The organism is Cytophaga hutchinsonii ATCC 33406, from assembly GCF_000014145.1.
Lineage (GTDB): Bacteria > Bacteroidota > Bacteroidia > Cytophagales > Cytophagaceae > Cytophaga > Cytophaga hutchinsonii.
The window spans coordinates 3,289,340-3,311,040 of record NC_008255.1; the positions used below are offsets into that span (position 1 = coordinate 3,289,340).

16 protein-coding genes are annotated in these 21,701 nt (G+C 32.8%); 8 read left to right on the forward strand and 8 right to left on the reverse strand.

Translation table 11 applies throughout. The features are described 5' to 3' along the window. On the reverse strand, nt 1-1,014 hold the full coding sequence (locus CHU_RS13990) for an LLM class flavin-dependent oxidoreductase (RefSeq protein WP_011586234.1): 1,014 nt from the start codon (nt 1,012-1,014) through the stop codon (nt 1-3). Nucleotides 1,015-1,469: 455 nt separating this feature from the next. Here CHU_RS13990 and CHU_RS14000 point away from each other — a divergent pair, with 455 nt between their 5' ends. From CHU_RS14000 to CHU_RS14035, 8 genes are all read left to right on the forward strand, one after another. Then, complete coding sequence (locus CHU_RS14000) at nt 1,470-3,860, forward strand: PAS domain S-box protein (protein ID WP_238379291.1); 2,391 nt, start codon at nt 1,470-1,472, stop codon at nt 3,858-3,860. A gap of 178 nt (nt 3,861-4,038) precedes the next feature. Continuing rightward, nucleotides 4,039-5,388: a sigma-54-dependent transcriptional regulator gene (locus CHU_RS14005; protein WP_011586237.1), complete on the forward strand. Its 1,350-nt coding sequence runs from the start codon at nt 4,039-4,041 to the stop codon at nt 5,386-5,388. Nucleotides 5,389-5,653: 265 nt separating this feature from the next. Next, a complete protein-coding gene (locus CHU_RS14010) occupies nt 5,654-6,130 on the forward strand; it encodes a response regulator (RefSeq protein ID WP_011586238.1) in 477 nt (158 codons plus the stop codon). 3 nt (nt 6,131-6,133) lie between these two features. Next, nucleotides 6,134-6,877 carry a polysaccharide biosynthesis/export family protein gene (locus CHU_RS14015; RefSeq protein ID WP_011586239.1) on the forward strand — a complete coding sequence of 248 codons (744 nt, stop codon included), beginning with the start codon at nt 6,134-6,136 and terminating at the stop codon, nt 6,875-6,877. A 6-nt stretch (nt 6,878-6,883) separates the two neighbouring features. After that, nucleotides 6,884-8,149 carry a lipopolysaccharide biosynthesis protein gene (locus CHU_RS14020; RefSeq protein ID WP_011586240.1) on the forward strand — a complete coding sequence of 422 codons (1,266 nt, stop codon included), beginning with the start codon at nt 6,884-6,886 and terminating at the stop codon, nt 8,147-8,149. Then, a complete protein-coding gene (locus tag CHU_RS14025) occupies nt 8,121-9,233 on the forward strand; it encodes a glycosyltransferase family 4 protein (RefSeq protein ID WP_011586241.1) in 1,113 nt (370 codons plus the stop codon). The genes CHU_RS14020 and CHU_RS14025 overlap by 29 nt, the downstream gene beginning before the upstream one ends. Before the next feature lie 9 nt (nt 9,234-9,242). Beyond that, nucleotides 9,243-11,546: a GumC family protein gene (locus CHU_RS14030; RefSeq protein WP_011586242.1), complete on the forward strand. Its 2,304-nt coding sequence runs from the start codon at nt 9,243-9,245 to the stop codon at nt 11,544-11,546. A gap of 1 nt (nt 11,547) precedes the next feature. Beyond that, entirely contained in the window at nt 11,548-12,855 is a 1,308-nt protein-coding gene (locus CHU_RS14035; RefSeq protein ID WP_041932412.1) for an O-antigen ligase family protein, read from the forward strand. Between the two features lie 30 nt (nt 12,856-12,885). Here CHU_RS14035 and CHU_RS14040 read toward each other — a convergent pair whose 3' ends face one another. The 7 genes from CHU_RS14040 to CHU_RS14070 all read right to left on the reverse strand — a co-directional run bounded on the left by CHU_RS14040 (nt 12,886) and on the right by CHU_RS14070 (nt 21,565). Beyond that, entirely contained in the window at nt 12,886-13,395 is a 510-nt protein-coding gene (locus CHU_RS14040) for a response regulator (RefSeq protein ID WP_177254145.1), read from the reverse strand. Further along, nucleotides 13,388-14,530, reverse strand: coding sequence for a glycosyltransferase family 4 protein (locus CHU_RS14045; protein WP_011586245.1), 1,143 nt, complete (start codon nt 14,528-14,530; stop codon nt 13,388-13,390). The genes CHU_RS14040 and CHU_RS14045 overlap by 8 nt, the downstream gene beginning before the upstream one ends. Before the next feature lie 11 nt (nt 14,531-14,541). Continuing rightward, nucleotides 14,542-15,741 (reverse strand): DUF1972 domain-containing protein, encoded by a 1,200-nt coding sequence (locus tag CHU_RS14050; RefSeq protein ID WP_011586246.1) that lies wholly within the window; start codon nt 15,739-15,741, stop codon nt 14,542-14,544. Between the two features lie 131 nt (nt 15,742-15,872). Continuing rightward, nucleotides 15,873-16,952 carry a glycosyltransferase family 4 protein gene (locus CHU_RS14055; RefSeq protein ID WP_011586247.1) on the reverse strand — a complete coding sequence of 360 codons (1,080 nt, stop codon included), beginning with the start codon at nt 16,950-16,952 and terminating at the stop codon, nt 15,873-15,875. Between the two features lie 3 nt (nt 16,953-16,955). Beyond that, complete coding sequence (locus CHU_RS14060) at nt 16,956-18,185, reverse strand: glycosyltransferase (RefSeq protein WP_011586248.1); 1,230 nt, start codon at nt 18,183-18,185, stop codon at nt 16,956-16,958. 13 nt (nt 18,186-18,198) lie between these two features. Continuing rightward, nucleotides 18,199-18,897, reverse strand: a complete 699-nt coding sequence (locus CHU_RS19760) for an acyltransferase (protein ID WP_041932413.1) — start codon at nt 18,895-18,897, stop codon at nt 18,199-18,201. 10 nt (nt 18,898-18,907) lie between these two features. After that, on the reverse strand, nt 18,908-21,565 hold the full coding sequence (locus tag CHU_RS14070; protein WP_041932414.1) for a hypothetical protein: 2,658 nt from the start codon (nt 21,563-21,565) through the stop codon (nt 18,908-18,910). Between the last annotated feature and the right edge of the window lie 136 nt (nt 21,566-21,701).

A 21,701-nucleotide genomic window follows, 5' to 3' on the forward strand; every position in this document is an offset into this window, starting at 1 on the left:
TTAATTTGCAGGTGTCAATTCAAATGCCTGTGCAATCAGTTCAAACGAGCGTTTCCGGTCGGCAGCATTTCCGGCCATGGTAGAAATAATAATTTCATCTACATCAAATTCAGCTGCCAGCTTTTCCAGCTGCTGTTTAACCGATGCCGGAGTACCTGAAATAATTCTTCCGCTATTGTAGTTAATGCGCTCTAATTCTTCCTGTGTAAACACATACTTCTGTATGGTTTCATAGTCTCCGAAATCATGAAAATTGCCTTTTTCAAATTGAATAAAAATATAATCCATAAACTTACGCATCTCCTTAACTTTTGTATCTGTTTCTGCACACAATACAAAAATAGATAACATGGCTTTGGGCAACGGAAAATATTCCGATGGTTTGAAATTCTTTTTATACGTATCAATCACTTCCCGTGTGGCAAATCCATTAATAAATTTTGCAACCACAAGCCCAAGGCCAAAGCGTGCAGCAATCAGGCTGCTTCCTCCGCTTGAGCTTAAGATCCATTGATCCGGAACTGTTTCGCACTGCGGTACGGCAAGTATTCTCCGGTTATCTCTGGTATAAGCCGTATCTGAAAAAAAGTTTTGTAAATGATCCAGCTGGCGTAAATAACTTTCTTCAGCAAAATCATTTGAAGGATTTAATAAAGAGGATGTGAGTCTGTCTGTACCCGGTGCTCTGCCCATTCCCAGATCAATGCGCCCGGGGAAAAGTGTTTCTAACATGCGAAAATTCTCCGCCACTTTTAAGGCACTGTGGTTAGGAAGCATAATGCCGCCTGAGCCAATGCGAATGTGATCCGTAACTTCGGCCAGCTTCACCATTAAAATTTCCGGCGTTGAACCCGCAATAAAGGTAGAGTTGTGGTGTTCTGAAACCCAAAAGCGGGAATACCCCAACTGCTCTGCAAGTTTCACGGTATCAACTGTTTCATCAACCGCATCTTTCGGTGATTTATTTTTCTGAACAACCGATTGATCCAGAATGCCGAGTTTAATTTTTTTCATATGTATGATGTCTCTGAAAGTAAGCAGTATAATGAAAATACAGCAGATTAAGTTCCATCCTCCAGCGAACAGATATGCCTGAATAAAACAAAAACAGTCCTTTTACAGATATCCCATACCCGTTATTTACTAAAGACTGCAATGTATTATCGCCTGAATCTGAGACATACGCTGCTGAACGCAAATTTTTTTTTCAACGGTTGATCTATATTTTCTTCCTGAAATTATCTTATATCAAGAATCTTTTAGGCAAAAAAGAGAATGGATTCAAATGTGTTTATTTCCTGACTTTACGGCACATCTGTTAGAAACCTTGCTGCCAGCCACTTAAAGATTCAATCCGATTCAATCGTTTGTTTTTCAACCAACTTATTCTCTAATCTTACATGTACTGCACATGTTCATTAAATAACGATAATTTAATAGACCCATTATTAACTACTCTTCCTAACGGAATGTCAAACGATTCTACCCCAATGCCTCACCCTTCAGAATACGATGAAGCAGCACGGCTGAATGCCCTGCAAAAATACCTGATTGAAAACAATGAAGGCCAGGAAAAATTCAAAGACCTGACCTATATTGCAGCTTCGGTCTGTAATACAGAGCATGCCTTTATCACATTACTGAATAAAGACAATCTGGTTTTTTTATCTTCTTTTAAGCCACCTTTAGCGGAGATCACACGGGACTTATCTTTTTGCGAAATAACGATACAATCCGATACAGTTCATGAAGTTCAGGATGCCCGCGTACATGAACGCTTCAGTAATAATCCATATGTTATTGGCGAACCCTATCTGCGGTATTATTGCGGCGCCCCGCTGATTGACGAAAATGGATATAAGCTGGGTGCATTATGTGTGCTGGACACAAATCCGCGTACTCTTACTGAGAATCAAAAGAAATCACTCGTACTGCTTGCAAAGCAGGTAATGAATGATTTCAGAATAAATAGCAGAGAAAAAGAACTGGAGCAGAAACATGCAGAACTTGAAGAAATAATCCGCCAGCGTACGGCGAGCCTCATCGATACCAATCACTGGCTCTCCCGTATCATTGATTTAGTACCGCACCCGATCTTTTTAAAAGATCACAACGGTAAGTATCTGCTGGCTAATATTGCACAAGGAGAACTGTTCGGGAAAAAACCGGAAGAACTTTTGGGCAAAACAGATATTGATTTTGTTTATAACAGCGATGAATATGTTGTCATTAAACAGAGTGATGACAAAGTAGTTTCCACACGCAAAACAGTTGTGTTACCCGAACAGATTGTAACACTCGGCGATATCAAATATTATTTATATACATCAAAAGTACCTCTGATCAGCCCGGTTGACGGGGAATTACGGATACTGGGTGTTTCTATCAACCTCACCGAAGTACGTGCCTTGCAGCTGGAATACGATCAAAGCATGGAAGCGTATCAAAAGCTTGTTGAAATTTCACCTGATGCCATTTATATCCAGAGCATGGAAGGTGAAATTTTATTTGCCAACCCTTCCGGAATAAAATTATTAGGAGCTACCGACTTAAATGAGCTGGTTGGTTTATCGGTTATGAATTTTATTCATCCCGATTATTTAAATGTAGTAGAAAACCGTATTGGTGATGCAGAAAATCTGAGCGGAAATATTTCTGAACAGAAAGCAGTAACACTAAAAGGAGAGATACTGGACATTGAAGTTGTTTCGGTAGCCTTCAGCTATAATGGCAAAGCGGCCGAGCAGGTTATTGTGCGGAATGTAACGGACAAAATTAAAGCGCGTCATGCCTTATACCAAAGCCGGGAAGAGTTCCGTACGCTAACGGATAATTCAACAGACATCATTACGCGCATCACCACTGACCTGCATTTCATATACATTAACAAAGCCATTACAAAGCTAACCGGTAAACCGCTGGATTTCTATTCGGGTAAATCGCCGAAAGAAGCCGGCTTTGACGAAGACCTGTGCAAAGGTATTGAATACATGGTTCAAAAAACAGTTGCTACACATAAGCTGAGCTCGCTGTATTTTGAAAATCCAAAATTAAAGGGAGCTTTTCGCTATGCCCATGCCATCTGTGTTCCGGAGTTTGATGAACACAATGCTGTAACGTCTGTGCTTTGTACGGTTCAGGATGTTACTGAGTTAAAAGAAAATGAACAGATGCTCATCCAGACAAGCAAAGACCTGGATCGTTTTGTATATAGTGCTTCACATGAATTGCGCGCACCGTTAAAATCAATCCTGGGACTTACACATCTGGTTTTACATGATGTACAAACAGACAACTATCAGGATATACCCGAATATATTTCCCGCATTGAACGTTCGGTACACAGGCTGGACGAAACAGTAAAAGATATTATTGAATATTCGCGCAACAACAGACTTGAAGTAAAACGTGAATTAATTTCATTTGAAAAAATTGTTACAGACGTAAAAGAAAACTTAAGTTCGCTGGCAAATTATTCCCGCATTGCTTTCTCGATTAAAATTGATACCGGACTCCCCTTCTACTCAGATAGCCGCCGCATCAAAATTATCATGAACAATATTGTTTCCAATTCAATCAAATATGCAGACCTGACAAAATCAAATCCACAGGTAGAGCTAATCATTCAAACTGTAGAAACCGGCTGCAGCATCGTTATCCGAGATAATGGTATCGGCATCGATGCAGCCTACATCGACCATATTTACGATATGTTCTACCGTGCAACAAGCAGCAATGAGGGAGATGGCTTAGGTTTGTATATTGTGAAAGAAACATTAACCAAACTCGAAGGAGCTATTTATACCGCTTCTATTCTGAAGGAAGGAACTGAATTTAAAATTCAGTTGCCGAATCTGTAAGCCAAAAGCATATATTAAACCGGAATCTTAGTCTTTAAAAAAACTAAAAAACATATTTTAATAAAAAAATAATCAAATTGATCTTTTTTCAATATATTTAACTATAAAATATATCATTTGAATGTATATTTTATAGTTATAATTTTAAATATACTTTTGTGTTTTTGCAAACTGTTCTATGGAAACCTTAACAATTTTTATTGTAGAAGATGATATAATGTATTCGAATATCATTGAATTTCATTTATCACTGAATCCGGATTATCAAATTCAAAAATTCCAAACAGCCGAAGCATTATTAGATAAATTACATCTAAAACCATCTGTTATTACAATTGATTATTCTTTGCCTGATATGAAAGGAAATCAATTATTAAAAAAAATAAAAAATATTGATTCTAGCATACCGGTCATTGTCATTTCAGGACAGGAAGATATATCTACAGCAGTAGCATTATTAAAAGAGGGTGCATATGATTACATTGTTAAAAATGACGACACCAAAGACCATCTTTGGAATACCTTACGAAATTTAAAAGAACATCTTCAATTACGCAAAGAAGTAGATGTATTAAGAAAAGAAGTTTATCAAAAATATACCTTCGAAAACAGTATAAAAGGAAATAGTCCAGCACTTCAAAAAATATTCAATTTAATTGATAAAGCTTCCAAAACTAATATTAATGTTTCTATTTCCGGAGAAACGGGTACAGGAAAAGAACTGGTTGCTAAAGCAATTCATTATAATTCCGAAAGAAAAAACAAAGCCTTTGTACCTGTAAATATGACTGCTATACCGAAAGAACTAATGGAAAGTGAATTGTTTGGGTATGAAAAAGGCGCTTTTACAGGAGCATTAAACAGACGCATAGGAAAATTTGAAGAAGCAGACCAGGGAACAATTTTCCTGGATGAAATCGGCGAGATGGACTTAAGCATGCAATCAAAATTACTGCGAGTTATTCAAGAAAAAGAAGTAACACGTTTAGGAGGAAATAATACTGTAAAAATTGATGTACGCATTGTTGTTGCTACACACAAAAATTTGGCAGATGAAGTCAAAAAAGGAAATTTCAGAGAAGATTTGTATTATCGACTTTTAGGCTTGCCTATTCCCTTACCTCCTCTTAGAGAACGTGGAAATGATATTATCCTTTTAGCTAATTATTTTTTAGAAAGCTTTTGCAAAGAAAACAAAATGATAAAACTTTCATTTACAACTGAAGCAAAAGAAAAACTTTTAAAATATCCTTATCCAGGAAATATCAGAGAATTAAAAGCAATCACGGATTTGGCTGCTGTAATGGCTACATCTGAATCGGTAGAAGAAGAAAATATTAATTTTAGTTCATTGAATTCATTCAGTGATTTCATGATTGAAGAAACCACGTTAAACGAATACACAAAACGTATTATTAAACATTTTTTAAATAAGTATGACAACAATGTATTAAAAGTTGCCGCAAAACTTGATATAGGAAAATCAACTATCTATAAAATGATCAAAGATCATGAAATCGATATTTAACCATTAAAACATCGCCCACTTTATTATCACATATATCAAAGACAAGCATATATGGGCTATTTTTTTTCAAATGCCTATCGATTAAATAAAAATAGATTCATTCCTATGTATTGTGTATACATTTCCAATTTATGGAAACAAATTCCTTAAATAAGATTTAATTGAAAACTTAAAATATTCAACTATCTAATAATCAAATATTTAAAAACATTCTACCTTCTGGCACTGTAATAGCAAAAGCATTCATCAACCAAATGATTTTGCTATGAGAAAATATATAAACCCACGTGTTTTTGTTGTAGAAGACAACACGACATATGCTCAAATGATAGGATATCAATTAGAGCAAAAAAGAAATACCGTAGATATTTTTCACTCGGGAGAGGAATGTTTAAACCAATTATATAAAAACCCTGATATCATAGTGCTTGATTACATGCTTGGAACTATGGATGGAATTGAAGTCTTAAAACAAGTAAAATCAATCAATCCAGACATTCAAGTAATTTTTCTATCCGCTCAAGACGATATACAGGTTGGCATCAATAGTCTAAAATACGGAGCATTTGATTATGTAATTAAAGATGATGATGCACACTTAAATGTATCGTTAGCCATTACAAAAATACTAATGCTAAAATCAATGGTAATAACCGAAACAAAAAGAAGCAAATTGAAAAGATTTGCAATTGCATCTTTATTTGTACTGGTTGCTTTTACAGCTTTTAAATTAATTTTTTGAGTTATGAAAACGTACTTCATCTATCTGTATATAGTCGTTGTTGTACCTATGGTAACTTCTTGTGCAACGCAAAATCTTTTTCAAAGTGATAAGCATTCAAATTTTATAAGTGATTCAATACCTTCTTCAAGAGTTGAACATATCTTAAAACAGGATGATAAAATTACCATCAGCATATGGAATCATGATGATTTAAGTGTGGGTTCCTTATTTGGAGTATATAATTCAAATGAAGTATATGGAAAATGGATCATTATTGATCAGAATGGTGAAGTAGATCTGCCTCAAATAGGCAAAGTAAAGTTAGATGGATTAACAATAAAAAATGCTGAAGATTCTTTACGCGCCAGGTATGCAAAGTTAATTGTAGACCCTGTAATCGTATTGAAAGTTGTCAATATGGAAATTACTGTTTTGGGTGAAGTATTTAAGCCTGGTACGTATACCATAGATAAAGATTTTAATACGGTAATAGAACTTTTAGGCAAAGCCGGAGGACTGGATTTCTATGCAAATAAAAAACAAATACATGTAATACGAGGCGAAGGACCAACTGCAAAAAAGTTTGTGCTGAATTTAACCAGTATGGAAGAATACAAACAAAATAATTTAGTATTAGAATCTGGTGATGTAATATTTGTACCAATGCGAAAAGGAAAAATGATTGATAAAAAAGCACCAATCATTATTCCATTTGCAAGTGCGCTGACCGCAACATTAGTACTAATATCATTTTTAACAAGATAAATTAAGATGAAAAAATATATTCCATTACTTCGCATGCACAGTACTAAGGGATTTGCCTTAGCAGATCAAGCTGTTGTTAGTGGAGGTAATTTTTTAACATCCATTCTATATACAAGATTATTAGGATTGGAATCATATGGTACATTTATATTATGCTGGATGATTGTTTTATTTATCTCTGGCTTACAGCAGGCTTTCATTTTAAGCCCTATGACAACGATATATGCTTACAAAACAATTCAGGATAAAATTAAGCTGTACTTGCATACCTTACTTTCTATGCAAATTATATTTAGCTTAGCTTGTTCAATATTTGTTCTGCTTGCATTGCAGCTTAATAAGTTATTTATACAGTCTACATATTTTAAAGACTTAACATTCATATTACCTGCTTCCATATTTGCTTTTATAATGCATGATTTTTTCAGAAGATATTTTATGCTTATGGGAAAATCTTTCATCACCTTACTTTTAGACGTATTATCTACTTTACTACTTTTATTTCTTTTGTATACAAACATCATCGTAGAGATAAAAGATGTATTTAAAATAATAGCATTCAGCTATGTAATTCCAGCGACAATTGGGTATTTTTCATCTGGCATGAAAATTGGTTTTCCATTGATCAAATACAGCGTTAAAGCCCACTGGATTCAGGGAAAATGGCTAATGGCAACATCAGTGCTGCAATTATTCTCAGGAAATTATTTTATCATATTAGCAGCAGGAATTTTAGGTACAGCTGAAATCGGAATCATTCGCATTGCTCAAAATATAGTTGGTATATTGAATGTTTTATTCATTGCAATGGAATCTTATATCCCAATATCTGCTTCCAAAATATTTCACAATTTAGGAATGGAAGCATTGATCCATTACTTAAAAAGAATGGCGTTACAAGGGGTCATAATAACTTCTTTTATCTGTATACTTTTAGCTTTATTCACGCAGGATTTAATAAAAATATTATATAGCAATGACTTTATTCAGTACACACCTATTGTGCAAATTTATGCTTTATTCTATATACTCGTTTTTATTTCATTACCACTCAGATTCGCAATCAAAACCATTGAACAAAATCACCACATATTAATTGGATATGCAATCAGCACACTATTCAGTTTATTAACAGCAAGATTTTTTATTGTTGAGTTTGGTATATACGGCGTTCTATCAGGAATTATTATTACACAGTTATTGACACAACTTTATTATATATACGCACTTAAAAAATACAATCATGCACATCATTCACTTAGTGTTAGGTAAAGCAAATCCGGATAGGATGAATGGAGTCAACAAGGTAGTTGACAATTTAGCTAAAGAACAAACCGTTCTTGGTTATCGAGTTAGTGTTTGGGGTATTACCCCGGATCCGAAGGATAAAACAACTGAAAGAACCTATGATCTAAATTTATTTCAGGCAAAGAGAAATAAATTGATTCTAGATGCAGAAATCAAAAAGGCTATCGAAGAATGTCCTAAAGACACCGTGTTTCACATACACGGTGGTTTTATTCCTGAATTTTATCATTTTACAAAACTACTGAATAAACATGGATTGGATTTCATACTAACCCCTCATGGAAATTATGCTGCAAATGCGCTTAGAAAAAATGGTTTATTGAAATGCATTTACTTCAATTTATTTGAAAAAAATATGCTTTCAACCTGCAAAGCTATTCATTGTTTAGGTGAAAGAGAAAAGAATGACATTGACAAAGTACATGCATTATCAAAAAAACTGCTTATTCCTAACGGCCAACGCATGGAAGACATTCCTAAAATGCTTTCTAGAACAGAAAGTAGTATTCCTGTTTTTGGCTATTGCGGACGCATTACTCGTGATCAAAAAGGATTGGACTTGTTAATTGAAGGTTTTAAAAAATACAAAGATCAAAATGGAACAGGACAACTAAAATTGATAGGAAATGGAGAATATTTGAATGAATTAACTAAATATGTCAGAAAAAATAATTTAATTGATGTTGTACTTTTTCTTGGTGTTCGTTATGGAGATGACAAATTTAATGAAATCGCTGCTATGGATGCATTTTATCATCCCTCACGCAACGAAGGACTTCCCACAGCAGTACTAGAAGCTGCAGCAACGGGAATTCCATGTGTTGTAAGTTCTTTCACGAACATGGGAGAAACAATTGAAAAAAGCAATGCAGGTATCTTTTTAAAAAAAAATACTCCAGATGAAATCTGTACCTCCATGTTTCAAATTGAATTATGGAAAAAAGAAAATAAAATCAGACTGATTGGTCAAAACGCCGTTAACATGATTAAGCTAAACTTTGACTGGAACACCATTGCTCAAAAACTTATTAAAGTTTATGAAGAATAATTTTAGTATATGAATAATCTGCAACAAATCATTCGGATTTTTCAGCCTGCATTTAAAGGCTTCCCTATTATTATTGGAATAATGGCAGTAATGATCTTTATCGCCAGCAGAATTGTTCGATACAGTACGCCTATGTATGAGTGCACAGGCAGAATAAAATTAGAAGATCCAAACATTGATATATCAAATACCAATCTTTTTAAAACCTTTGATGTATTCAATAATCCAAGTAAAATAATGGCCGAAGTGGAGGTGGTTAAATCTCCGGAGATGCTTCGTGCTGCATTATCAAACATTCCATTTGACGTTTCTTATTATAGAGAAGGCAATATCAGAACCTCCGAACTATTTTATGACAGTCCATTTGCAGTTAGATATACCATTTCCAATACAGACTTTTATGGTATTCATTTTAACATTCAGGTGATTGATACTACAAAATTCAACCTTTCTTATATTTTAAATGAAAAACCGTATCATTCACTTCAATCTTTCAATAAGCCTATTCAACTTCCAGGAATTGATCTATATATAAAACTCAACTCCGATATTTTAAAAAATAAGCCAGCCATTTCAATTTTTGATAAATACTTTTTTACGATCAATTCAATGGAACAACAGATGGAGCTATTAAGCACCTATGTTGATGTAAATGAATTAGACAAAGACATCCCAGTAATACGCATTATTTGTAAGCACCCAGTACCAGAAAAGGCAATGTTAATGACCAATACATTGATGGAAACCTATATTGAAGAAGGAATAAAAATCAAAACCGGCGCTGCTAAAAAAACAGTAGACTTTATAGATCAACAATTGGTTGAGATTGCCGATAAACTTATTACCTCTGAAAATGAATTGGAAAATTATCGTTTAAAAAATAACATAACCAATACAAAACTTGAAGTTGAAACAGATCTGAAAAAAGTTGCCCAACTAAAAATTCAGCTAACAAACGTTGAAATGAATCTGGCTACACTGGATACAATCGATCAATACATCAATCAAGATAGTGAAGATTTTTTATCGAAAGCAGCAAATTATGAAGGATATGGAGGTTTATTGTATACGGAATTAATGAAACGTTTAAAAGAACTTCAAGCAGAACGAAAAGAATTATTATTAAAATATACCCCTGAAAATGACAAAATAAAAGTCATTGATGCAAATATTGATGATGTAACCTCATATATCAAAACAAATATTCACAACACCAAAAATGGAATGCGCATTCAACGAGACAAAATACAGGCAGATATTTTGTTAGCAGAAATTCCTTTTGAAAGCATTCCAACCAAAGAAAAACAATTGATCATTTTAGAGCGGAACTTTAAATTGAATCAAGAGATCTATAATTTCTTAACAGAAAAAAATACGGAAGCGAGTATTGCTGAAGGTGCAACATTTTCTTTCCATAGAATCATTCAACGAGCTACGTTACCGTCTAAACCCGTTTCACCGAAAAAGACATTTACATTATTGGTATTTGGTTTTTTGGGATTAATAATCGGTTTGGCCATCGTTTATATTTATGAGGCAATCAGCTCACGAATTAAATACAAAGATGAGTTAGAGAAAAATTCAACTTGCCCGGTTATTGCAGACATACGACATGAAAATTACAAGAACTCTGCCAAACAAGATTTTCTTGCTTTGGCTACTAGACTATTAATTACAAATAATAACTCGCTGCTTATATCTTTAACTTCCAGTATAGATAAAGAAGGAAAAACATTCATTGCACAAGGATTGGCTCATGCATTTTCCGATATGAAAGTTCCTGTCCTTTTAATTGGAAGTAACCTAAGAAACAAGTCTATCGGAGAATTCTATAATTTATCGAATAAGAAAGGATTTTCTGAATACATTATTGAAGACTCCTCAATGAATGAATGCATATACAATCAAAACAAATCTGATTTGTATGTAATGCCTGAAGGAGATAGTAATCTTATCCCTGAAGCAATATTCACAAATACGTTATTAAGTGAAAAAATAAACCTATTAAAGAACAATTTCAAAGTCATTATTCTTGACACTCCTTCCTTTGATACATCTATTGATGCACTTCCCATCATGCGTGTTAGTGATATAAACTTGTATTTATTCAGAGCGAACTTTACAAAGACCAAACAACTTATTGAGCCAGATCTACTAAAAGAAGAATATGCCCTTGATTCCATCCGTTTAATATTAAATGATGTAGAAGGCTTTTCGAAAATGAAAAAGGATCGAGGAATAAGAAGAACAATTAAAATGGCCAGCATAAAAGCTATATTATTCATTCGTAAAAAATTCAGTAAGAATAAATAAAATGACGCTTAAAAATCAGTCTCCTTTATTGACCTTAAATGCTTCCAGGAAAATATTTCCCTGGTTGATATTTATATTGTTTATGAGATTGGTTGGTTTCTCTACCATCAGCGACAGTGCAGCCATAGCCAAAGTGCTTAAAACAGGAATTGGGTTGATAATGACAACCATCACGATATTCATTTTTTATAGACTCGTAAAAAAAGGGTTTATACCATCCTTTAGATATCAGCATGTATTAACAATTCTATTTTATTGCCTTTATCTTTCTTTAGGTCTTATTTCGCTTGTATGGACTTCAGATGTTGCCGTATCCGCACTACAAATTACGCGAGACATTGAAATGCTGGTTTTTTCTTTTTTCTTTATTTATATCATTGTAATGTTAAATCATTACTATCCTGAAGATTTCATTAGGATTAGCGCCATTATGGGGCCGGCGATTGTATTGAATCTTAGCATCTTTTTAATCGGAAACATTGTAGCTCCGGATATTTTTATCCGAAAAACACATGGTGGCGAAGTAAGCAGATTGGGGGGACAGATGATGAATCCGAATGAGCTTGGCATGTTGTGCGGTGTAGCTATTGCCTGTTGTTTTGCTGAATTAAAACAAAAAGCCAATCTGATCTGGAATACAATCATGATATTGATTGCATTGTATGCCTTATTCATAACAGGATCCAGGTCTTCCATGATTGGTTTCTTTTTAGTTGCCATGTATTATGTGATCATTTCAAAAAGTTATACATTGAAAGCAACAGTAGTTGCTGTTGGCATTCTAATCATGCCAATTGTTGTAAATGTAATTTTTTTAAAGGAAGGTGCTAAAACATCCGGTACTTCAGGCGCGGAAGAAGTGCTATCCATGACTGGAAGATTACCGTTTTGGCAGGCTCTACTTTCAGAAGGATTACCACGTGAACCATTGCTAGGGTTTGGATTTATGCGCATCAATTACACCACATATTTTCAGGGTGCCCACACCTACCCTGCTGCGATGACGCACAATACATTTATTCAGGTACTGATGAATTTGGGGCTCATTGGCTTTTTTATTGTATTGATTCAAATGGTTTTTATGGTACGTACAATCATAAAAGTTGAAGACAAAGCACAAAAAGAATTGATCTTTACATTACTGATGCCCATACTTATTAATTCTTTCACTGAATTTGGAATATGGGGAGAGGTTAATTACTCCATTCTTTTTTATCAAATCCTTATTCTAACTATGGTAGTTAGATACAAAAACCGATTCAGCATTTTAGAAAAAATTATTCAAAAAAAGAAGTTAGGAATAGGTTAAAGGAATTCTTATGGATTCCTTTAACCTTATTTATTTTAATAACAATAACGTTATAAAGCCTATTGTTGTAAGAGCAAATAATAATGCCATCCTTTTAATATCTTTGCTTCTCTTTAATTTCTGAATCCGTATTTCTTCCTTAAGTTTTAGCAAGTCTGCAACTTTTTTGATTGAAGACAGAATCTGATAAAATGCATTGTCATTTTTAATTACAAAATCAAAGGCACCCTTTTTTAATATTTCAATAGCAGTTTTAATATCGTCTTTTGAAGTAAGTATAATTACCGGGATCATTAAATCAATTGTATTTAATTTTTCAATTAATTCTACAGCAGTTTTCAATTCTCCCTGTAAACTTAGATTGTAATCGGATATAATAATGTGCGGTTTTTTACCTTCTTCAATATTTTTGATCATGTCTTCTCCAGAAGAAAAAACATTAATACAAAAATCTGTTTTCGTCATTAATTCATTTGACAATATCAAGCTATAGATCTCATTGTCCTCGACAACATAAATCGTAATATCTGAATCATTCATATTTTTTCTTCTCATTTAAATATTTTAACAAAAGCTGATTGTCTGCACTCCCTTTCTTATACTCATTGTATAGTATATGAACAGTGGTTCTTATTTTAAATAATCGTTTAATAGAAATAATTTCGATTAAAAATATTGCTGATACAATTAGTAGTAAAATTGCCAGTGGTATATCTACATTTCTCAATAAATAAGCTTCAACAATCAATACGATATTTGCAAAACATAAAATCAAAGAAGCTTTCTTATGGTTAAACCCGGTTTTTAAAAGCAAATGATGAATGTGAGAACGATCAGCAGAGAAAGGCGATTTACCTTTCAGAATACGAAATAGAAACACTCTGGCAGTATCAATAACAGGCACTAAAACAATTGAGAATACGAGAAGTATAAAGGTATTTGAATGGGTATGCGCATAAGAAAGATTAAATACTTTGATAGCAAATACAATCATGAGGTAACCTAATACCAATGAACCGGTATCACCCATAAAGATTCTGGCTGGATTGAAATTGTATTTTAAAAAAGCCAGTAAGGCTGCAGCAAAAGAGAATGACAAAACTGCAAAGCCAGTATTTCCAAAATATAGGAATAAGAAACCAAACATGCTTGCATTTATAAATCCCAATCCACCAGCCAAGCCATCAATACCATCAATTAAATTAAATGCATTTGTTACACCTGCAATTAAAAATATGGTAACCCCGTATTCAATGATCATCATCGTTTCTACACTGAATTGAAAAATAGATGGTAAGTGAATTACCAGTCCGGCCTGAATAGCCAATACACCTCCTATACATTGAATTCCCAAACGGAATACTGCTGAAAGACCTTTTATGTCATCTACGATACCCGTTACAAGCAACATTGAAATTGCAACAGAAATACCTATAGACTCACGAACAGAAAGTAAATCAATCCATATAAATCCTGATACAATTAGACCTGCAAAGATTCCTACTCCTCCCATCGTTGGTATTGGCTCTTTATGCTGTTTCCTGAAATCTGGTTTATCAAGAAGATTATTCTTTTTAGATTGTTTGATAACAATCGGTATAGCTATAAATGCTGAAGCAAATGACAATATGTATGCTAACAACAAATCTGCGTACTGAAATAGAATATTTTCCATAGTCATACTATTTATTCAAAAAACATTTTAGTATTATTTAAATGTGCTGCTCCACTTTTAAGTAGGTACTTTTCATTAACTACTTTAACACTTGAGTGAATAGATTTTTTAACATATCTATAATCAAATCCATAAACGAGATTGGCGTATTTAGATGCAATTTCTTTCCATGTATATCGCCGATCGGCAATTTCTTTCATACGTATTGCATTTGCTTTAATTTGATCTTGTGTAAGTTTCGTTACAACAGAAATTAACTCAGCTTCGTCTTTAAAATAAATAGCCTTATTTTCTGTTGTGGCAATGTTATAAGAAACGTTAAATGCAATTACCGCATTACCAAGAAACATGGCCTCCACAAGGCTTGGATTCGTGCCTCCAGCACTATGTCCATGAACATATATTGAACAGTTTGATCTCAATAAGTCTATTGTCCGCTGATGATAAATAGGATCAAGAAGAAGGATATTTGCAGAATTTTGATATTTCTCTTTTAATTGCTTTCCATATTCGCTTACATTCCAATTTCCAACCATTACCAATTTATGCTTCGGCATTTGAGAAAAAGCTGATAATACTACATGAACATTATTCTCAGGTTCTATGCGACAAACTTTAAATGCATACGAATTACCCAAAAATGGATATTTAATAAAATCTTCTCCTTCAATTTCTACAGCTTGAGTATGATCTGCTCCATATTCAATTAAATAACTAAGCGTTTTATAATTAAGGGCTGTGTATTTTTTTATAGCAGCATTATCTGTTATATCTGCATCGGAAAATTTAACCGCCAGATACTCCGACAATTTTAAATACTTACGAATAAAGTAATTCCATTTATCACGCTTCCATTCTAAGCCATCAATATTTACAATGATTTTTTTGTTTGTAAAAAACTTTATAAATGGAATCATGATACCACCCGAAACACCCAAAACAATTAAAGCATCTGCATAGAAAAGTGCATGAATAATCGTTACGATATCATAAAAAATACTTTGCAGGCCATTTGCATTTAATGGAACATAAAAAAGCCTCGCTTTATTCCAATACTTAACACGTTCTTCTTTTTTATAATACGAGTTGCTGCAATACACATGAAGTTTGAATTCATCATTCAGATTTGTTACTAATTGATGTGCTAACGTTTCAAAACCTCCATAGCGAGCAGGTACTCCTGCAGTTCCAATTATAGCTACTTTTTTCATAGTGTTATTTTTATAAGTAAGCTTTTACAAAAATATACCCATAATCATAAACACCTGATATGCAAAATGATACATCGTACCAAAAGCAGTAATTTATCCTTCAAAGAGACTTCATTTCCAAAAAATGGAAATCAATTTGATTGTATCACTCCAATAATTCTCTTTATAAAATTTTCATTAGTAAAATCACTTGCCCTTTTTCTGGCATTAAAAGACAAATAATTATAAAAACTTTTATTCGTAAACATTCGATCAATTTGATTCGAAATCAATTCAACATTCTTAGAATCTATTTTTAACCCATTAAATTCATCTGTCACCAATTCAGCAATACCCCCAACAGGTGGAACAATTACAGGTATTCCATAACTCATAGCTTCTAACACAGTCATTCCAAAAGTCTCTATCCATTCATCGGTTAAAGAAAGATTTAAAACTAAATCAGCTTCTTTAAAAAATGAATGAACATCTTTTTGCGCTGAATGAATAATCAAGTTGGGACTTAAAACCGAATCTTTTAAGTATTCATTGATCTCAGTTATCTTAGAATTAAGCACTAATGTAAATGAGTACGATGGAAGCAATCGTGCCAATTGTATGTATACATCAACGCCTTTGTATTTCTTAAGTGAGCAAAGCATTAATACATTTTTGGTAACAACTTTCTGATCTATTGCTATGACTGCTTTCGAAACAAAATCTTCTGACAAAGCATTATAAACCGTATGACTTTTAATACCTTCAATAGATTCATTGTTTCTTAAATAGGCTGAAACATAAATTAAGTTTGAAGCGGTGAATTGAACAACTTTAAATAAAAAGGATTTAAATAATGCCGGTTTAATAGAAGTTTCGTGAATATGATAAACAACTTTTTTATTCATGAACTTTCCAGCCAAAGCAGCACCAAATGGCAAGATTGTATTTACATAAATTACAACATCTTTGTTTCGATATTTTAATAAACGAATAAATAAAAAAAGCTGACTAAATACAAAATAAAGCAGTGTTTGTACTTTGGATTTGCCCCAACTGTAATTAAAATAAAAATAATTTGCCCCTGGGATATTCGTTAAAAAACCTTCGGAATTTTTATTGGTATATACATCTACATCATGCCCATTATCAATCAATCCTTTTATAGATTGGGATAATACCAATGGACTACCGCTATAGTCATTCAACAGATGGATACAAATTATTTTTTTCATGGTTTAATTCTTTAATGAATTATACACATCCCTTAAAATATCTCCTTTGATGTTCCAATCGAAAGTAGAATTAAACGTTTTTAAAGCGCCAATAGATAAATCTCTATATAAGTTACTATCCTGAAAAAGCAAACCTAATTGTTTTGAAAACGCTTCAACTGAATTTGAATAATTTGAGTAGGGCACTTTTAAGCCACAGCTTGAATCGATGAATTCACCGGGCCCCTCATTATCGAAACAAATTACAGGTAAACCATAAGAGAGTGCTTCTGGCACAACCATACCTGCGCCTTCATGTGAGGGGAAAAGAAATACAGATGCATTGGTATAAATATCTTTCATTTTTTCTTTCTCTACCCACTCCGTAATCAACACAGCATTTTCTAAACCTAAAACCTTAATTTCATTTTTTAAGAAATTCAACAAAGGTCCTTTTCCAACCAAATGAAGCTGAACACACTTTTTTTGTTCACCGGATAATGTATTAAAGAATACATGAAAAGCCTTCAAAGTTATATCGAACCCTTTTAAAGGAACAAGCCTGCCGACAGATAAAATAGAAAACATACTTGAATCATTAAGTACACATGTGGCATTCGAATCTGAACTTACTGCACACATTCGTACCACTTTTCCTGCTGGTATTTTATGAACTTTCTCAACACCACTATTCATACAAATGATTTTGTCAGCCTTTTTTAATGCAATACCCAGAAAGGGATCACATTTCCAAAATAGATTTTTCACAACCCATAAAATTCTGCTCTTTAAATATTCAATCCTTCCATAAGGCTTATAAACATACTCTGACGGTGCTTTGGGATGATGGCCTATTGGTCCCCATACCAATGGTTTATTGAGTTTCCATAAAAAGGTTGGTGTCCAGTCGTTATGAAAATTCAGATTATGAAGAATGTCAAAATGAACGTTAGATTTTTTTATAAAGTATGGCATAAAAAACTGCCACAGATAAAAATAAAGCATGGCACCTCTTTCCCCTTTCTTCCAGAAACGCATCCAATATGGTAAGTCGAAATACAAAAATTTTATATTCTTATGAATTGAATCAGGATATTCACTCAAATATTTTTCTATTGACTCTTGATTATTTTCTCTCGTGACAACAACAACTTTATTGAACCGTGCAATCTGGCCAACAAGATTCCACCCTGTTCCATCTTCTGAACCTTTGTATGGATTGATTGCATAAGCTGTTGCCAGAATGGTTTTCATAACTATTTAAATTTTACTTATCAGATATTCTACTTTTTAACACCCGTGCAGGAACTCCGCCAACAACTGAATTGTCCGGAACAGACTTGGTTACAACAGCACCTGCAGCAATCACACAATTATTTCCTATATGGACACCATCTAAAATAGTCACCTTAGAACCGATCCAACAATTTTTCCCTATAACAATTCCTTGCCTGCTTACTCCCTGGTGACGGATTAACGTATCAACAGAATCATAATTATGATTTTCCGGATGGCAACTTAAGTATTGTCCTATGATACAATCATCACCAATCTCTAAGCCGCCACCACCGCCTAAATAAGCAAACTCTCCAATACCAACATTATTTCCGATATGAATATATTCCCCAATATTATTTAAACTAGTTGATACAATAATTCTACTATAGGCACCAATACTCACATTATTTGCTAAAGTCAACTTACCTTTTCCCAATCCGCTTAAATAAACCCCATCATCCAGTTTAACAAATTTTCCGATGACAATATTTTGAGCATACATAAATCGAACAGATCTACCAAGCATCAATAATTTAGGGCGTTTAAAATACAACAGTATTTTCAAACCTCTTAACACCGAAATTGCTTTATCACAAAAAAGTATTAACAAAACATATGAGCTTACGTTAGAATCAAATTTAAAAACAGGATTTCTAAATTGAATGAGTTTTTCAATGATACGTTTCATAAACTTGTATTTAAGAAATTTCAATATATTCTTTAATGATCTTATCCAACGTTTCAGCTCTATTTACATTATCAATAGATATGTATTTAGATGAATTGTTCGAAATAGAAAGCTTATTAAATAGAAAACGATAATCATATGTTAATGTTTTAATATCCTCTTCTGTCAATTCAAGCTTCCTTTTTAATATCACTTCTGGAGAAGCATACAACAATATGTTTAGTTTGGGCTTGTAAATAAATTTATATAACCATGTTACAACTTTCGCATTTAATTTTAAATTAGAACGTTTTGAATCTCCTATAAAATCAAAATAATATCGATCGTAAATTACTATATACCCTCTTAGCACATACTTGACATATACATACACTTGACCGAATAAATAATCTGTATAATAATATCCAAAACGAAACAAAGATGATAACTTGCTATCATTGGTTCCTTGTCTGGGCAAACGCTCTGCAGCCATCGCTTCAGCCTTCTTTTTACCATGCTTCCATGCACTCAATATTGGAAAAATAGATGGTCTGTGTCTTAAGACAACTACCTTCTTACGAAATTTTTGAACAAAAGAACTTTTCAAATCTTCAATGATCGTTGACTTTCCTGCACCATCAACACCACTAACTGTAATTATCACTCCCTTATTCATTACGGATTCAATAAATGTATCTTTCCAATAATCAATCAGAGAATTGAAATATTTCCATCCTTTATTTTCATTTTTCAAATCAATAACGTCGTGTATTTTAGTGCGAATTATATCCGAATATTGAAAGATATTTTCAGCAGTGTAATCAGATAAATCATATGTTCCTTGAAGATGTAGCAGCACAGTGGTCTTATCATACAAAGATAGCGACTCAAAATACGTAATGTATTTAGATGGCAGATTTGCACCATTAAGTTGATAAAACAAAAACATGTATTCAAAATCATGATATCTTTTAGGAACCTTTATTTCATGATTTGTTTTTATTGAATTATCTAATACAGTCGCTGGACATAAAATAGCCAAAGATTTTCTTTTAAAACCATAAAGTAAATCAATACTTAAAAAACTTCCATCTTCAAAGAAAAGACTAATGGTCGCCATAAACGTTTTTTTAACAACGAGCAACTTTTTTAATGCTCCTGTTCCTTTTAAGTATGTAAGTATTTGAGTTAAATCTTCTTTACGAATTAATAGATCAAGATCAGATGAATCATGTAACTCAGATATAGATGCTTCAGAAAATTTCATCAATGAATAATCATACTTATTTAAAAAAGTAAATAAGTGATCAATAAAAATTTTTCTCTGTGAGCCATAACTTTTCTTAATAACAATCTCTTCAAGAGCTTTATACCATATGTTTACCAACCATTCAACTTGTTTGTGTAGGGATTTTTGCTGACTATAAATAGTCAAATAATAACTGATCGTATAAAGCAAATAAGCCTTATAGCATAATTCAACATTAACATTATATCTATTGATAACATCTTTTAAAATTGGATTTTCCATTGCCTGACTGATTTCTTTTTTGATTTTAATTAAATCAGTGCGATCAATTAAAATATTTTTCTGAAAAATATAATGAAACACATCAAATAAAATAGGGGCCATTTTATCTGATAATTCCCAATCATATACGTACAATTTATCCGAAGTTGCATACATATTCCATGGCGTAAAATCAAAATGGGCCATGGAAAATGGAATGGCAGAATCAAAATCTAAAATATTTAAGCTCTTACGAAGCAATTCAATAATATTTTCTGAATCTGCAATTCGTGCATCCGATTTTAACGAATAAATAGTTGTGATTAAATGTTCACGAAATGTTGTAATACCTGACAAGTTATAGGAAGTAGTTTTTTCATATAGCTCAGCTAATGCTTTTAAATGAATATCCGTTAATCCGTTTGTTGAAACAATATCATTTGGTTTGATATTCTCAAAAACCGACATTGAAAGGTCTTTCGAAAAAAAGCAATTAGGAGTTTCCATATAATTCAAATTGAGTTTTTTAATTTTATCAATACTTAACAACTCATTTGAAATTAACACTTGAGATATACTAGAAATTGCCCACTTCGCAAAATGAGTAGTAATACCATTGGAATTAACCTCAACAACAAATTTCCTGTTGGGTCCTACTGTTCCTGTAAACAAACTATAACCATCATGAGGTATATGTTCGATATTCGATTCTATTTTTAATGATTCCTTATAATAAACTTTAAAGCTCCCTGAACAAGCTATTTTTTTGAGATTTAAAGCATAAGCTGCCTTTAATAAAACCGATAACATTTTGGCTTTAAAGCTAGAAGTATTATAAAAATTTAAAAAAGTTGCTGTCTTTAAATCTGATGGAAAAATCCAACGCATTGTTTTATCTGGATTATTTATAAAATAATAATCCTTGGATTTAAAATCTGAAACTTCCATGTTAGAAAAATCTAAAATGAAATCATACGTATCGATTGAAAAACAATTCTTGTTAGAAAAACTAACAAGCACTTTATATATTTGGTCTGACTGATTATGTGAAGCAACGAATGAATTGACTTCATCTTGAACTATTTTCTTATTTGGATCATTAATAGTGACAACATATCCCCCTGGAATAAACATTTTAAGTAATAGCTCAAGATCTCTTCTTTTCAAAAATTTTATCATAGCAGTAGTATTTGTTATGTACCCCAATGCCAATTGAATGCCAAGATAAAAAATCAGTATCTATCAGGCATTTACAACTATTTCATCAGAATTAATTTCTATTCAAAGGATTTTTTTCCAAAATATGGAAAGCTAA